The sequence below is a fragment of the Pedosphaera parvula Ellin514 genome, assembly GCF_000172555.1.
In the GTDB taxonomy this organism is placed as follows: Bacteria; Verrucomicrobiota; Verrucomicrobiia; order Limisphaerales; family Pedosphaeraceae; genus Pedosphaera.
On record NZ_ABOX02000008.1, the window covers coordinates 167,615 to 184,060 of the forward strand.

Annotated in this window: 9 protein-coding genes; 7 read left to right on the forward strand and 2 right to left on the reverse strand. The window is 55.6% G+C overall.

What is annotated here, in order from left to right:
* The first annotated feature begins 51 nt into the window (after window positions 1-51).
* Window positions 52-1,833, forward strand: a complete 1,782-nt coding sequence (locus tag CFLAV_RS08685; protein ID WP_160164532.1) for a Kelch repeat-containing protein — start codon at window positions 52-54, stop codon at window positions 1,831-1,833.
* A gap of 101 nt (window positions 1,834-1,934) precedes the next feature.
* Here the strand turns inward: CFLAV_RS08685 and CFLAV_RS32070 are convergent, their stop codons facing one another.
* Both CFLAV_RS32070 and CFLAV_RS34840 read right to left on the reverse strand, forming a co-directional pair.
* The gene (locus CFLAV_RS32070) at window positions 1,935-3,821 is read right to left on the reverse strand and encodes a DUF8189 domain-containing protein (protein ID WP_050785662.1); all 1,887 of its coding nucleotides are present in this window, start codon (window positions 3,819-3,821) and stop codon (window positions 1,935-1,937) included.
* Between the two features lie 848 nt (window positions 3,822-4,669).
* On the reverse strand, window positions 4,670-6,574 hold the full coding sequence (locus tag CFLAV_RS34840; RefSeq protein WP_007414322.1) for a GH25 family lysozyme: 1,905 nt from the start codon (window positions 6,572-6,574) through the stop codon (window positions 4,670-4,672).
* 722 nt (window positions 6,575-7,296) lie between these two features.
* On the opposite strand from CFLAV_RS34840, the gene CFLAV_RS08710 reads away from it, so the two are divergent.
* From CFLAV_RS08710 to CFLAV_RS08730, 6 genes are all read left to right on the forward strand, one after another.
* Entirely contained in the window at window positions 7,297-11,076 is a 3,780-nt protein-coding gene (locus CFLAV_RS08710) for a chemotaxis protein CheB (protein ID WP_007414323.1), read from the forward strand.
* Between the two features lie 41 nt (window positions 11,077-11,117).
* The gene (locus CFLAV_RS08715; RefSeq protein ID WP_007414324.1) at window positions 11,118-11,576 is read left to right on the forward strand and encodes a response regulator; all 459 of its coding nucleotides are present in this window, start codon (window positions 11,118-11,120) and stop codon (window positions 11,574-11,576) included.
* Between the two features lie 176 nt (window positions 11,577-11,752).
* Entirely contained in the window at window positions 11,753-14,554 is a 2,802-nt protein-coding gene (locus CFLAV_RS32080) for an immunoglobulin domain-containing protein (protein WP_050785663.1), read from the forward strand.
* 45 nt (window positions 14,555-14,599) lie between these two features.
* Window positions 14,600-15,271, forward strand: a complete 672-nt coding sequence (locus CFLAV_RS08725) for a spermine/spermidine synthase domain-containing protein (protein WP_050785664.1) — start codon at window positions 14,600-14,602, stop codon at window positions 15,269-15,271.
* 71 nt (window positions 15,272-15,342) lie between these two features.
* Window positions 15,343-15,492 (forward strand): hypothetical protein, encoded by a 150-nt coding sequence (locus tag CFLAV_RS36470; RefSeq protein ID WP_007414327.1) that lies wholly within the window; start codon window positions 15,343-15,345, stop codon window positions 15,490-15,492.
* A 456-nt stretch (window positions 15,493-15,948) separates the two neighbouring features.
* On the forward strand, window positions 15,949-16,383 hold the full coding sequence (locus tag CFLAV_RS08730) for a response regulator (RefSeq protein WP_007414328.1): 435 nt from the start codon (window positions 15,949-15,951) through the stop codon (window positions 16,381-16,383).
* Window positions 16,384-16,446: the final 63 nt, after the last annotated feature.

Sequence of the window (16,446 nt, forward strand, 5' to 3'; positions counted from 1 at the left end):
CCCGCAATGAGGCGGGTGAGCAGGACGGCGGGGATGAGAGTGTTTGTTTTTATGAAATACTTTATTTTCGTTCTAGCTGTAATGCTTGGCTGCGCGGTGCCGCAGGGAGCTTTGGCGCAGGTGCCGCAACTCATCCATTACCAGGGTCGCGTAGCGGTGAGCGGGAATGCGTTTACTGGTTCAGGACAATTCAAATTCGCGCTCGTCAATGGTGATGGCTCCGTCACGTACTGGAGTAATGACGGCACCAGTAATAATGGGAGTGAGCCGAATACATCGGTGGGCATTAGTGCGGCGAACGGACTTTTTTCAGTCCTGTTGGGCGATACTTCGCTGAACAACATGAGTTCCATTTTACCGGGGGTATTTGCTAACAGCGATGTCCGGTTGCGCATCTGGTTTAATGATGGGCAGCACGGCTTTCAGCAAATGACCCCCGACCAACGTCTCGCCTCGGTTGGCTATGCCATGACTGCGGCGAATGCCAGCGTAGCCGCCACGGTGCCGGATGGCGCGATTACATCTGCGAAACTTTCCGGCAATGCGGTGAGTTCCGGGAACCTTGCTCCCGGAGCAGCTGTGGACAATTTGCAGGCCAGCGGCCAGAGCGCTGTTCCGAGCGGTGGCATCATTCTTTCAACATCCGCTGCAGCAGCGAATTTGCTGAATGCCGGTTATCAAATGGTCGGGCAGATCGCTGGTGCGGTCTCAAATTCGCCGCCTCCCACGTCGGGAGCAGAGGCGTGGAATCAGCGGTCGAATAATAATGCGCCGCAACCTCGTTGGGGGCATACGGTGGTTTGGACTGGCAGCGAGATGATTGTGTGGGGTGGCATCAACGCCAACTACCTAAGCGATGGAGGACGTTATAATCCTTCCACACAAACCTGGATGCCGCTGCCCGCGAGTGGATTGGCACCGCGGCAATTTCATGTGGCGGTATGGACGGGGAGCAAAATGATTGTGTGGGGCGGCTATGATAACGGCATTTATTTGAATGATGGGGCGATGTATGATCCGGCATCGAACACCTGGTCGTCGGTCACCACGAGCGGAGCGCCGGTGATACGCGATGCGCCGGTCGCGATTTGGACCGGCACGGAAATGATTATTTGGGGCGGATACAATAACAACGGCACCCATTACCTGGGAGATGGAGCGAAGTATAATCCGAACACCGACACCTGGACGCCGATGGCCACGGCCAATGCGCCGGTGGCACGTTATTTTCACACGGCGGTGTGGACTGGTACCGAGATGATCGTGTGGGGCGGTTCGAATGGTGACGGGGCGTTTCTAAACTCCGGAGCGCGATACAACCCGAGCGCAAATACGTGGACGCCGATTTCAAGTTCCGGTGCGCCGGTGGGACGTTTTTACCAGGCAGCGGTATGGACGGGAACGGAGATGCTGATTTGGGGTGGATACGGTGCCAGCGGCTATTTGGGTGATGGTGCGCGATATAATCTGGCGAACAACAGTTGGACGGCGATGAGCAGCAGCGGCGCGCCGGGGCCACGGTTCGGACACTCGTGGGCGTGGACCGGGAACGAGATGATTATCTGGGGCGGATACAACTTTGGTTCCTTGAATGATGGGGCGAGGTATAATCCGTCCAACAATTCATGGACGGCGATGATAACCACCGGTGAGCCTTCGGCGCGGAACTGGCATTCAGCCGTTTGGACGGGCAGCGAGATGCTGATCTTTGGCGGGATTTACAATTCCACGACTTATTTCAATGACACGTTCAGCTACAGCACCGGTCAAAGTCAAAGCAGCGGGGGAGGAAGTGGCCAGACTCAGACGTTGTATCTTTACTTGAAGCCTTGAGGAGTTGGTGATTATCGATCCAAGCCAAGACCACCTGGCTGAAAAAATTTAACCCGCGCAAACTCTGAGGAGCTTGCGCGGGCTTTGCTCATGGTTTTGGATTATGGCTGGCCGTAGTAGAATTTGGCACCCGCGTTGCCCATGCTGAACCAGCCGTTCCAGCCACCACCGGGGGTGGTTTGGTAGTTGGTCCACATGGCCAGGTCAGTGCCGCTGATGGCGAAGATCTGTAGGGCTCCGTTCGCGTTGTTGGCCACCATCAATTGGGAATCCAGGCCGCTGCCGCCCAGGCTATACCACGGGGTCCAGCTGCCACCCGCCACGTTTTGGTAGCGATGCCAGACGACGCCGGCAGTGGTGACGCCGAAAACTTCCAGGCGTCCATCCGGGTTGATGCCAACGGCCATGCCGGGCTTCGCGCCGGTTCCGAATCCGCCAATGTCACCCCAACCGTTCCACGCACCGCCGCCGCCGATGACCTGATAGTTGTGCCAGACGTTGCCATTGCTGCCGAGGCCGTAGAGTTCCAGGCGTCCGTCTGCGTTTTGGCCGACCGACAGGCGGGGATTCATGCCCGCTCCGCCCATGTCGGCATAGCCGTTCCACGCACCGCCGGCGCTGGTTTGCCAATCGTGCCAGACATGGCCGTTGTCGCCGACGCCGAAGACTTCCAGGCGACCGTCACCATTCCTGGCTGCCGCATAGCCGGCTTTTAAGTGTGCTCCGGTATGATCCACCCAACCGTTCCAGGCGCCGCCGGGGGTGTTTTGATAATTGTGCCAGATGTCGCCATTGGAGCCGATGCCGAAGACCTCCAGACGTCCATCGGCGTTGGTGAGGGCGTTGAGATTGGTCACACCCACTGCATTCTGAGCGAACCAGCCGCTCCAGGATGAGTGCGGCGAATTCTGGTAGTTGTGATAAACCTTCTTGTCAGCACTGTTCACGCAGAAGATTTCCAGACGACCATCCGGGTTTCTGGCCACGGCCACGCCGGGTACCGCGGTGATGCCACCCATGTTGAAGAGGGCGGTCCAACTGCCGTTGGGATTGTTTTGATATTCATGAGCCGCAGTGTTGCCACTGGTGACCGCGAACATTTCCAGCGTGCCATCGGTGTTCATGGCGATGGGGCCGACAGAGTAACCGGAAGCAGGGGTGGATTGGACGCTGCCAATGACCATCGCGGAGACGAAGCTGGACATGGAGCCATTGAATACATCCACGTCACAACCGCCCGAAATTCCGCCAATGGAGCCGGCATCGCTGTACTGCCAGGCATTCCAGCCGCCCCAGACGTTGCAGCCGCCGCAGACGGTCCAAGGAGTGCTGCTCTGCGGGTTCTGGCCATTGTAATCTGCGATCCAGTTCATCCACTTGGCCACGCTGCCGTCAAAGTTACAGGCACTGCAGGCGCTGGTGTAAAGCACGGGTTTGACCGCAATGCCAGCCGCGGAAGCGTCGTTCAAAATGTCGTTGAACCATTGGTTGGCCCAGTCCGAGTAGCTGCTGGCGCCGACCACGCCGTTGAACACTTCAAAATCGAGCACTGGCATGACCGTTTTGCCATCCGCCTTGATGTAAGGACCGGCGACGGCCCAGAAGTGAGCGGCCTCTGCGCTGGGGCTGTTCAGTTCCGGATGGGCGAAATGATAGGCGCCCATGTAAACGCCGGCGGCCTTGCCGTTGTTTTGGTTGTAGGTGAAAGATCCATCGGTTGTGTTGGCACCCTCCGTCGCTTTGGCCCAGGCAAACGAAATACCGGAAGCCTTGACGCTCGACCAGTTGGGCGAGCCTTGGTAGGAGGAGACGTCGATGCCAATCGGGCGTTGCGCCTGGGCAAGGCCGGCGCTGAAGGCCAGGGTCAGCCCGGTTGCCAACATCGACCTCCAAATCCTCTTTCTGCTTCCTTGGCGATTCATCGTAACAAGGTTTGTTTCAATCGAAGCGGGAGGAGGATTGTTAATGGGTTTGAATATTGTTTTCATGTGGTTTGTTTCTGCCACCGTGATTTTTGCGCGAATATGCCTGAAGGCACATCGCAAGACGGGGGAGCTAGGGCAAAATGCTAGATGGGTCCAAAGGACACGGTCAAGTAATTTTGTGCTTGACAATTGACTTTGGTAATACAGGTAACTTACTCACAATTCCGCTTTGAACTGGTCACCCACTTTTTGCAGAGCGAGGAAGTGCTGTCTACGTGCTTGAAAAAGACTCGCCAGGGTTGATGGATTTTCGGTTTCCTCTACAGCCGATTTGACGATCCCACATTCAAACACCTGGCCAGGTTTAAGGGGTCTAGCCAAAATAATTTTGCCCATTCTGGCTTGGTCTTTTGGCCGCTGGCTTCGTTGCTCGCTCCTTACAGACCCATGGGCAGGGTATGTTCGTCGCTCGCGCCTCGCCAGCGACCAAAATCCCTGCGCCATAAAAGACAACTTTATTTTGGCTAGACCCCTAAATTGAGATTCGTTGCAGCACGGCGGTCGCAACCTTGGCTTCGCACTTCCTGCTCGACTCACACGAACCTTGGCTGCGCCGCCGCCGCGGTTGTGTCTGTGATGATGTTATAACATTTCTCAAAATGAATGTCGGAAACGGAGCGAGGTATTGGCCGCCTCATCGGTTGGGGGGCGTGGAAGTCACCCGAGGCGGCGCGGAGTCCCGGGCGCATCTTCCCTCACCCCGCCCTCTCCCATGCGCAAAGGGAGAGGGTGACTACGTCTGGCAGCGCATGGTTGATTGGGCATGATGGCGCGGATTGCCATCACGGGTTGTTTTCCCATCAGAGCACAACCCCTTTTTTGACATTCTTTTTGGAGTACGGTCTGAATGATTACGGAGAGGTGACCACGCCGGTGGTGGTATTGAGTGTTATCGTGCCATGTTGGAAATTGTTTCGCACGAGGTTGGTTGAACCGCTCACTGTAAACTGGTCGCTGGTGGGATAGCCGAGTGTGCTTTTTTCCCAGCCGGCATTGGCCCAGTAGGTGCGGATGGGGCCGTGGACTTCATAGGCTCCGGTGGAAGGTGTCCAGTAGATGGAGCCGTCCTGGTTATTCAGGTGGGGATTCTTGAAGTGGTTGTAACGACCAACGCCGTCGGGTGTGCTCGTTTCGTCGGTCACAGGATAACCCAGGACGCTCGTTTCCCAACCGAGGCTGGACCAGTGCGTGTGAATGGCGCCGTAGATGGCCCAGGCACCGTAGTTGGGTGTGAAGTAAATGGAGCCGGCAACGCCACTCACGAGGTTGGTGAAATGATTGTAGCGGCCAATGCCATCGGGCGTGCTGTTTTCATCCGTGGTGGGATAACCGAGCGGGCTGGTTTCCCAACCGAGGCTGGCCCAGTGGTCCTGTATGGCGCCGTAGATTGCCCAGGGACCGGTTTGGGGTGTCCAGTAGATGGAGCCGGCGACGCCAGTCGTCAGGTTGTGGAAGTGGTTGTAACGTCCGAGGCCATCAGGCGTGCCGGTTTCATCGGTAGTGGGATAGCCAAGCGGACTGGTTTCATAGCCCAGGCTTGCCCAGTGCGCGCGGATGTTGCCATGAAGTGACTGGGCTCCGGTTTGCGCTGTGTAGTAGATCGAGCCCGTGTCGCCGTTCGCGATGTTGTAGAAATGGTTGAAGCGTCCGAGGCCATCAGGCGTGCCGGTTTCATCCGTGGTAGGATAACCGAGCGGGCTGGTTTCCCAACCGAGGCTGGCCCAGTGATCCTGAATCAATCCATGAATGGACCAGGCACCGGTTTGCGGCGTCCAATAGATCGAGCCGTCGTTTGAGAAATGATTGTATCTGCCGACACCATCAGGCGTGCCCAGTTCCCCGGTGGTGGGGTAGCCGAGGAACGAATTGCAATCGCCCAGGGAATCGTACTTCGCTCTGATGGCGCCACCGACCAAAGACAGGTTGCAACTCGAAGTGGCGAGCATGACCGAAATCAGTTGGGAGGTGTTGCCGTTGAACGTGTCCAAATCGACGTTGCCCGAAATGCCCGGGATCGCGCCACTGGAACTGACCTGCCAACAATCCCAGACACCTGCACCCCAGCGTTCACAACTGGTGCAAGCACTCCAGGGATTGCCGGAATACAGATTTTGACCGTTGTAATTGGCGATCCATGGAATCCATTGTGACACGCTGCCGTCAAAATTGCAGGCGCTGCAGGCGCTGGTGTAGATGACGGGTCTTATCGATACGTTCTGCCCGGCGGCATCGTTTCTGACGATGTTGCACCATTGGTTGGCCCAGTCCGAGTAGCTGCCGGCACCCACGACACCGCTAAAAACTTCGAAATCGAGCGTCGGCATCAGCGTCCTACCATCGGCCTGGATGAACGCGCCCGCCACATTCCAGAAATGACCCGCCTCGGCGCCGGGACTGGCTTGATTCGGGCGGGCGAAATGGTAGGCGCCCATCAAAACGCCGGCGGCTTTGCCGTTGTTCTGGTTGAAGACGAAATCGGCATCGTTAAAAGTCGTGCCTTCGGTGGCTTTTGCCCACGCAAATACAACGCCCCCGCCCCGGACGCTCGACCAATTGGGAGCGCCCTGGTAGGAGGAGACATCGATCCCAAGCGGTCGTTGTGCCTGGGCATGCCCGGCACCAAAGGCCAGCGCCAAGCTGGCGGTGATCAGCGACATCCAAGTCGTATTCCTGCTTCCCAGGCGATTGACCGCAATCAGGGTTGTTTCCACGTCCTTGAGGGGTGGAGTGCTGAAAGGGTGGAGTGATTTTTTCATGAGGTTTTCCTTTCCTTCTGGTTCTGTTATTATTGCGTTGTGGCGCAAGAAAACTGCGTCAAGGGCTTTTGCGAGGGTCGGAGTTAGGAGCCGAAACGGTAATGGTGGATCGAGGGCATTGTCAAGTGATTTGTACCTGAAGATGGCTTGGTTAAAGCAAGCAACCTACTCACAATTCCGCCTTGAGCTTGTTATACCGAATGCCAAAATTAATTTCCGGAATGGGGAAAGGAACCGGAATGAAATGAGGCGATAAGCCTGATGAAAGTGGAGACTGAAAAAGCCATGGCCTTGGGGAAGAGGAACCTCGTTGGTCGTTGGGTGCAGGGTGCTTTTGATTTGAGGCGGCGTTGTCGGTCTGGTCCCTATCTAGGGATAGCGCCTGCGGCCTCCGCCTTGCCTCAAACCAAAATCCCTCCTGTCGTATGCAAATGCTCCCGGCATGCCATTGTTTCCCGATGTGCCGGTGTGGGTCAATGATACTGTCTTTACTTAGCCAGTGGTGGAGATTAGTAAGGCACGTTCCTCCGGCCGACGGCAAGGGAGTTCATTATCTCCTCCCCGGCGCATCCAATTTTGGATCGATACCAAGACTCCGGGTCCCCATTTGCCTTGCAATTTATTGGCGTAATTGATTCACTGAAGTTATCATCTTGTAAGGGCAGGCCTTGCATTCACGGTCGGGGCTTCGGAAATGGAATGTAATAGTAGGTCATAATTACATGAAAGGTACTCGCGCCACCACGGCCAAAAGCTCCTCCGCGAGCGTGAAAACAGCGGATCGTACCCAAAGTGATCCTGTTGTGGCTAAAACCGAGAAACTACAGGCAGCGGAAGAAGCGAAATCCTTTCCAATTGTTGGCATCGGCGCGTCGGCGGGTGGTTTGGAGGCGTTTATCGAACTGCTTAAGGCTTTACCTGCCACCACAGGCATGGCTTTCGTTCTGGTGCAGCATTTGGACCCTTCGCATGAGAGTGCGTTGACGGAGTTGCTGGCCAAAGTGTCGTCGATGCCGGTCAACCAGGCGGGCAACGACATGGCAGTGGAACGGAACCATGTTTATGTGATTCCACCGAACACTGACATGGGAATTTCTGAAGGGAGATTGAGGCTCCAACCGCGCGGAGGGTCTCCGGCTCCGCATCATTCCATCGATTTTTTCTTTGAATCCCTGGCGCAAGCCCAGCAAGAGCGTGCCATAGGCGTGGTGCTGTCAGGCACCGCCACGGATGGGACCATGGGTTTGGAAGCGATCAAGGCGGAAGGAGGCATTACTTTTGCGCAGGATAGTTCAGCGAAGTACGATTCCATGCCGCGCAGTGCGATAGCGGCCCAATGTGTGGATTTTACGCTTTCAGCCCGAGGCATTGCTGAAGAACTCGTCCGGCTTGCCAAGCATCCTTATGTGGCAAACGCGCCCGGACTTAAATCGGACGGCAAAGCCAAAAAGCCAGTGCCAGCCTTTGGGAAGCGCGGTGGAAATCAACTGCTTTTGCGGACGCCTGACCAGCTATCTTCCGAGGATGATAAACATTACGAGAAGATTCTATTGCTGTTGCGCAAGGATTGCGGGGTCGATTTTTCCTTTTACAAGTCAACCACCATCTTAAGGCGGATTCATCGGCGCATGGTGCTTAACCGGCAGAACTCCCTGGAGCAGTATGTGTTATTTCTACGGGAGAATCCCAAGGAACTGAGTGCGCTTTATACCGACCTGTTAATTGGCGTAACCAGTTTCTTTCGCAATCCTGAACTGTTTGAAACGTTGAAAGAGGTGGTCTTTCCCAGGCTCTGCCAGGGCGATCGGGATCCGACGCTGCGATTTTGGGTGTTAGGCTGCTCGACGGGCCAGGAGGTTTATTCATTGGCCATGGCGTTTACTGAGTTTGCTGAGAATGCCGCCCATGCCCCGCAATTTCAAATTTTTGCCACTGATCTGAATGAAACGGCAGTGGAGTTTGCGCGGAGAGGGCTTTACGATAAAAGTTTATTGGAGAGAGTTTCGCCAGAGAGGCTAGGACGCTTCTTTGTGGAAGAGGCGAGAGGTTATCGCATCAGCAAGGCGCTGCGGGAAAGGTGTGTTTTCGCACGGCACAACGTGATCGGAGATCCGCCCTTTTCGCGGTTGGACCTCATCAGTTGCCGCAACCTGATGATTTATCTGGATCCTGAACCGCAGAAAAAAATCATCCCCACCTTCCATTATGCCTTGAAGCCGGAGGGCTTTCTGATCCTCGGAGCTTCCGAATCAGTCGGGTCTTTCCCCCATCTGTTCGAGCCGGTGGACAAAAAGCAGAAGGTGTTTGCGAGGACTTCGGGATCACCGCCCTTATTCCACCCGCCCGCTACCCGCAACCGCCCCATCGAAAAAAGGATGTATTCCAACTTGAAAGCAGACATTCCACGCGAAGCCGCAGAGACGGAACTCAGCGCCCAGCGTGAAGCCGATCGACTCGCGGCCAGCCGTTTTGTTCCCCCCTCAGTTTTAATCGATGCCGAATTTCAAATCATTCAATTCCGGGGGCAGACCGGAACGTACTTAAACCCGCCTACCGGCAAACCTGTCTTTGACCTGTTGAAGATGGCGCGTGAAGATTTGGTGCCGCCCTTACGGGTAGCCGTCAACCGGGCCCGGAAGGAGAATAAAACAATGCGCCAGGAAGGGGTGCGCTTCAAGGAAAACGGCAATGACTGCACAGTGGCGATTGAAGTCATCCCGCTTAAAAACCTAAAGCGCCGGTGTTATCTGGTGTTGTTTGATGCCGGTCAGGCAGCGTCACCGAAGGCCCTCCCGGTGGAAGGAGGTTTGTCTCCCGCCAAGAGCGGTCAAAGCGGCAGAAGAGAAGCCAAAGCCGGCCAACAATCCCGGCGCCGGGCAGAACTGGAACAAGAACTGACGGAAACCCGTGAATACCTCCAGTCACTTCAGGAGCAATACGAAGCAGCAACCGCGGATCAACAAGCCGCGGGCGAAGAGCTGCAATCCGCCAATGAAGAGTTGCAAAGCATCAATGAGGAACTGGAAACTTCCAAGGAGGAACTCGAATCCAGCAATGAGGAACTGACGACCATCAACGAAGAGATGGTCAGTCGCAACGAGCAGCTCAACCGGCTCATCAGCGACCTGAAAAACCTGCATGTCAGCATCCACACCGCCATCCTCGTGCTCAACCGGGATTTGAACATCCGGCATTTCACGCCCGAAGCTGAAGCGATGTTTAACCTGCTGGCCACCGATGCCGGCCGTCCCCTGGGGAGCGTCCGGCACAATTTGGATTGTCCTGATCTGGAAGCCGTGGTGCGCGAGGTGATCGACACGGTTAGCGTGCGGGAACGGGAAATCCAGGATAAGGCAGGCAGGTGGTATTCCTTGCGGATCCGGCCTTATTTAACTTTAGATAACAAAATTGATGGCGCGGTGGTGATGCTGGTGGATGTCAATGCGCTCAAGCGCAGCGAGCAGGAGGTGAAAAAGGCGCATGAATATGTTCAAGCCATTGTGGAGAACGTGCCGCCGCTGCTGGTTCTTGATGAGGAATTGCGAGTGGAGATGGCGAACGACGCCTTCTGCAGACATTTCCAGGTATCCCCCACTGAAACCGAAGGCTCCTTGATTTATGATCTGGGCAATGGCCAGTGGAATATTCCTGAATTGCGCAGGCTGCTGGACGAGATACTGCCGGGAAACACGGCAGTCAAAAACTTTGAGGTAAGTCACAAATTTCCACATCTCGGGCCGCGAATCATGCTGCTCGATGCCTGCCGTCTGGATCATCTCAGAAAAATTATTTTATGCATTCAAGATGCCACCGACCAAAAGAAAACTGAGAGCCAGTTGGAATCGTTCGTTTATTCGATTGCGCATGACCTGCGCTCGCCACTGCGGGCCATGCAAGGTTTCGCGAACATGCTCGTAACCGAGCACGGCCCTGCCATGAATGAGGAAGGTCGTGAGTTTGCTGCACGCATCGAAGCCTCCGCCCGGTTCATGGACCATCTGCTATCGGATCTGCTGGCGTTCGCGAAAATTGGCAGCCAAACAATTGATTTGGGACCGGTGGACTTGCGGCAACTCGTGGAGGAGGTGGTCGCCCGCCACCAAATGGAGATTCAAGATAAGCACTCAAAGATTGAAATAGTGGGTCCCCTGCCCAAGGTGCGGGCACATGCTTCGACCCTGGGCCAGGTCATCACCAACCTGTTAAGTAATGCCCTGAAGTTTGTGGCTCCCGGCGTGTCGCCGCAGGTGCGCCTTTGGGCTGAAGTTCGTGGCGCAACCGTGATTTTATCGGTGGAGGACAATGGAATTGGAATCACCCAGGAGAATGCCAACAAACTTTTCCAGATTTTCAGACGGTTGCATACCACCTCATCATACCCTGGCACCGGCATTGGGCTGGCGATTGTTCAAAAGGGGGTGGAGCGCATGGGAGGTTCGGTGGGAGTGCAATCGACTCCTGGAAAGGGCAGCCGCTTTTGGATCGAATTGCCAACAATCTGAGCAATAAAAGCAATGCCATTTTGCTCCTGCACCCTTCAACCATGACAACTGAGCCAACATTCCCGGCGAATCCGATCATCCTGCTGGTGGAGGATATGGATAACGATGTAAGGTTGATGCAAATTGCGTGCAAAAAAGCCGGTTATCAGAATGAGTTGCAGCGAGCAAAGAACGGGGTGGAAGCCATAGCCTACTTGAAAGGGGAAGGCCTTTATGGGAATCGCGATCGATTTCCATTTCCGACTGCCATGCTGTTGGATTTGAACATGCCACAAAAGGATGGTTTTGAAGTGCTCACCTGGCTGAAACAACAGCCAAGATTGAAGCGGTTTCCCATTTTTGTGCTGACGGCTTCGAGCCAGGAGCGCGATATTGAACTGGCATTGGATTTGGGAGCCAATGGCTATCTGGTAAAACCGAGCACGATCACGGAACTGATTGAAATGGCGGAGTGCCTGCATCGGTGGCTTGGATTTAACCAGTTCGCCGCGTTGCCGTGAGAATTCATCAAGCTGCCTCCGTTGAAAGCCAATCAAGGAATTGGGGAAACAATACGTTCTTTGAGACATCCGTCCGAAGGGAGTTATAAGTTGATCCGGTGGTCTGGCTTGTTACATTGGGATTTATTGCACCCTTGAGATCAATCTGCAGCCTGAGGAGCCCGGCTTTCTGCCGATTGAACAACCTTTGCAACACACCGCAGATTTTGCTGTGGCTCGGGGCGTTCCTGACATGGATGATGGCCCTGGCGGCGACGGCACAGACGGGGTCCGTCGTGGCGGTCGATGCGAACCAGGTACTGATGATCAACGGGCGAAAGGTGTTTGCAATCGGGTTTTCACCCGGTCCGCCGACCTATGGCAAAACCTCCAGCGGGAACGACGCGCTGCAGGAACTGCGTGATGCCGGCGCGGTCCTGTTTCGCATCACGCAGACAAATAACTGGGACAGCCAGGTGATCAGCGACCAGCAGGCGGCCTTGGATTGGGCGGCGCAACACGGGATGTATTGCTGGGTAAATTTGAGAGAACTGTCCAGGTTTTCCGCCACCGATACGAATACCCCGGCGAGCCTGCGCAATGTGGTGGATACATTTAGAAATCATCCGGCGCTGGGTTTGTGGAAGAATTTCGATGAGTCCTGGTGGGCCGGGGTATCGGAGGCGGATTTGCAGCGAGGGTATGAGGTCACCAAGCAGGAGGATGCCAATCATCCGGTGGTGCAAACGCACGCCCCGCGCGGGACTGTGCCCGACCTGCAACCATACAATGCGGCGGCGGACATCCTGGCGTTGGATATTTATCCAGTGAGCATCCCGCCCGGCGCTCATTCACTGCTCCCGAATAAGGAGATCAGCATGGTGGGGGATTGGACGGAGTTTTTGTCGCTGGTGGCGGCGGGTGGGAAGGAGTATTGGATGATTGAGCAAATCGCGTGGAGCGGGGTTACGCCGCCGAGCAAGACGCTGATCTTCCCGACTTACACGCAGGAGCGCTTCATGGCGTATCAGGCAATCATCAACGGTGCGCGCGGCCTGGTGTACTTCGGCGGAAACATCGCTGCCACGTTGAATACACAGGATGCGCCGCTTGGGTGGAACTGGACCTTTTGGAACGACGTGCTCAAGCCAGTGGTCCAGCAGTTAGGCGATCACAATGTGCTCGCACAAGCCTTGGTGGCCACGAATTCCACTTTGCCGATTACAATGAGCGGAACGACGGCGCCCGATGTGGAGTACTGTGTGCGCGAGGTGCCGCCGTACTTGTACATTCTGGCCAGCAAGCGGGAAGGAACGGTGACGAATGTTACCTTCAGCGGGCTGCCATCATGGGCCCTCAAAGGAGAGGTTCTTTACGAGTCACCCCGGGTGGTCGCGGCACAGAACGGGCAGTTTGAGGACGTATTCGCGCCGTTTGATGTGCATGTTTATCGTTTCTCCCAGACCAATCAACCGCCGACGATCCTGTTTCAGCCGCAGAGCCGGACGAACAGCGTGGGAACAACGGCCAGCTTCAGCGTGACAGCGGATGGCACCGGTCCGCTGACGTACCAATGGCGAAAGAACGGTTTCAATCTAACCGATGGTGGCAATGTTTTCGGTGCGGGCCTGCCAAGCCTGATGGTGACCAATATTTCACTCTCAGATGCCGCGGGGTACGATGTGGTGGTCACGGGGTTCGGCAGCGTGACGAGTGCTCCCACGGCAACTCTCTCTGTGCTGGCAAGTCAGAGTCCCACGATCAATGGACAACCTCAAAGCCGGGCAAACTATGCAGGAACAACGGTCAGTTTCAGCGTGACGGCGGACGGCACCAGTCCGTTGGTTTACCAATGGAGAAAGGACGGTTCGAACATCGTGGATGGCGGCGTGATTTCCGGAGCGAGCGCGCCGACGCTGACATTAACGGGAATCAGTTCTGTCGATGCCGGGAGTTACAGCGTGGTGGTCAGCAACGTGGCGGGTAGCGTGCTCAGCATACCGGCTACATTGACGGTGATTTATCCGTTACCGTTTTATGAACCTTTCGATTATGCGGCCGGGTTGGACCTGGGCGGGCAGATTGGTGGGAACTACCTGGGGTGGTCTGACATCGGCACGGGCACGGTCGGACCATTCATTATCGTGCAGACCAACAGCCTGATGGTGCCGGGGTTGATGCCGGCGGCGGGCAACAGCATCCGGTTTGGCGGCCTGGGCAAGAGCGTGCGCCTTTCCATGCCAGCGGGAATGCCGGTTACGAGTGGGACACTCTACTATTCGTTTGCCTTGCAGGTGTTGGATACCAATGGCCTGTCCTCCGCGGGAACATTCCTCGCCGGGTTTAACAACTCGATTGGTGCCCAGGCGAACCAGCCGACGGTGGTGGGAACGCGCCTTTACATGCGCGCCACCAATGATGGATTTAATCTGGGGGTTTCAAAAAATTCCTCGGTTGCCAGCGATTGGGTGTGGGACCCGCGCACTTTCACGACGAACCAGGTATTGTTTATCGTGGGCTCTTACACGTTCAACCCGGCGACAACGAGCGACGACATTTCGAAACTATGGATCAATCCGGGTGAGGCGGACTTGGCGGCGACTGCAGAACCAGCAGCTATGCTGGTGGCCACCAACGGTTCCGACATCACAGCCAACCAGATTGCGAGCTTTGTATTCCTGCAACGCGCAACCACAGAGCCAGCTGCGATGGTGGCTGATGAATTACGCATCGGCAGGACGTGGGCGGAGGTGACGCCGTTGCCGCCGCCGATCATGGTGTTGCTGACCGGTATGAAAAAACTGAGCAATGGCGCATTTCAGTTTGCTTACAGCAACAGCAACAGCAGCGGGCAGAGCGGCAGCACGTATGTTTCCACGAACCTGACCGACTGGACGCCACTGGGGACGGCCACGCAAATTTCAGCCGGACGGTTTGAGTTTACAGATCCAGCGGCGACGAATTACCTGCGGCGTTTCTATCAATTACGCACACCGTGACAGGAAAAGCGTGATGTGAGATAACTGTCCTGTTCGGACCATACTTTGAAACCACAAATAAAAATTGCAGAAACGACGACCCCTGACGGAGCACGGCTGATCCTATACGAGCATGATGGGAATTATTGCATCCGCTTGAACGGGCAGGAGCTGATGAATTCCACGATCGCGGCTTCGGAGCTCGCGCTGGGAGAGTTGGCCTGCGCGAGATTGATTGGGCAGGCGGCACCTTGCATATTGATTGGAGGGTTGGGCCTGGGGTTCACTTTGAAGAGTGTGTTGAAACAGACGGGGCCGGAAGCCGGGGTGGAAGTGGTGGAGTTGATTCCTGAAGTGGTGGAGTGGAACCGGAAATTTTTGGCGCATGTGAACGGGACTTTGTTGGATGATGTCCGGGTGAGAGTTTCGGTGGAAGATGTGTGGGAGGTGCTGGCGCGGGCAGGGCGGGAAAAGTATGACGCGCTGGTGATGGACATCGACAATGGTCCGAGCGCCATGGTGCACAAGCAGAATGCGCGGCTGTACAGCCGGACGGGGTTGCAAAGAATCGCGGCTGCGCTTAAGCCCGGGGGACGAGCTGCGTTCTGGTCTGCCCGTGCGGACCGTATTTTTGCTGAGCATCTCGCGAGAACGGGTTTAAGGGTTGAAGCGGTTCCGGCGAAGATGCATGCCAATGCCAAGCGGTGTGCGTATACCGTCTATGTGGCGGATAAGTAAGCTGGTTACGAGATGATTACACTATATTTTACAGACCACAACGTGGCATTTATAACATTTCTCAAAAATGAATGTTGGAAACGGAGCGAGCTATTGGCCGCCTCATCGGTTGGGGGGCGTGGGAGTCAATCGAGGCGGCGCGGAGTCCGGGCGCATCTTCCCTCACCCCGGCCTTCTCCCATTGCCAATGGTATCTGCACAAGTCCGGCAAGTGGCTGTAGTGCGGGTCGAAGGACGCTCATGGGTTGTTGGGTTGGAGACTTGCAGGTGAGAATGCTGCGACCCGGAAAGCGGGGATTGCGCCATCCTGTTCCGCTTCGGATGGCGGGAGTTGAAAGTTGGCATCGTGGGTCGAAGCGGTTTTTTTAGGGGAACGTGTTCCCAGGCCTGCGCCTGCGGCTCCGACCTGGGCTAAGATAAAGCCGGCCCTTTGGGCCTGAAGAAATGGAGGCTCGAGCCAATCGGCACGCTTCGTGCAATTTTCCCGACTTTGGCATCCATCATGGCCCCATTTGGATGGGGAAGAAGGATAGGAAAGCGCGCCCGGAGCCTGCTGCGACGGCCTCCATAAATGACATTCTTTGTGGAGTACGGTCTAACCGCGCGAACTCACCTTTTTAATATCCTTCGTAGGTCCTTGTTTTTCTCTTATTGACAGCTGTATATTCGAACATTCGATGAAACGAATTCTGCTGGCGGAAGATAGGGATGACGATGTGGTTTTGCTCAAGATCGCTCTAAACGGTGTGGGGCAACCGCATGTGTTGGACGTGGCCACGGATGGAGAAGAGGCCCTAACCTATCTTAAACGCGTTCTGCCCACTGTCCTGACCAAGAATTCAGAAGCTCCTGACCTGGTGTTGCTCGACATCAAAATGCCAAAAGTGGACGGGTTGGAGGTGCTTCAGTGGATACGCCAGCAGCCGGAGTTTTTGGATTTGCCGGTATTGATGTTCACCTCTTCGGATCGCAAGGATGATATCGCCAAAGCTTACAGCCTGGGTGCGAACTCGTATGTCGTAAAGACCGGTGACCTGGATGAACTCTCCCGTTGCCTGAAAATTTTACTCGATTATTGGTTGGAGGTGCATCAGCGTTTGCCCAATCAATGAGTAGGGAAAGATGTTAAGGTGGAATGGCGAGAGGCTATTCAACACGCGGCTTCCACACTCGAT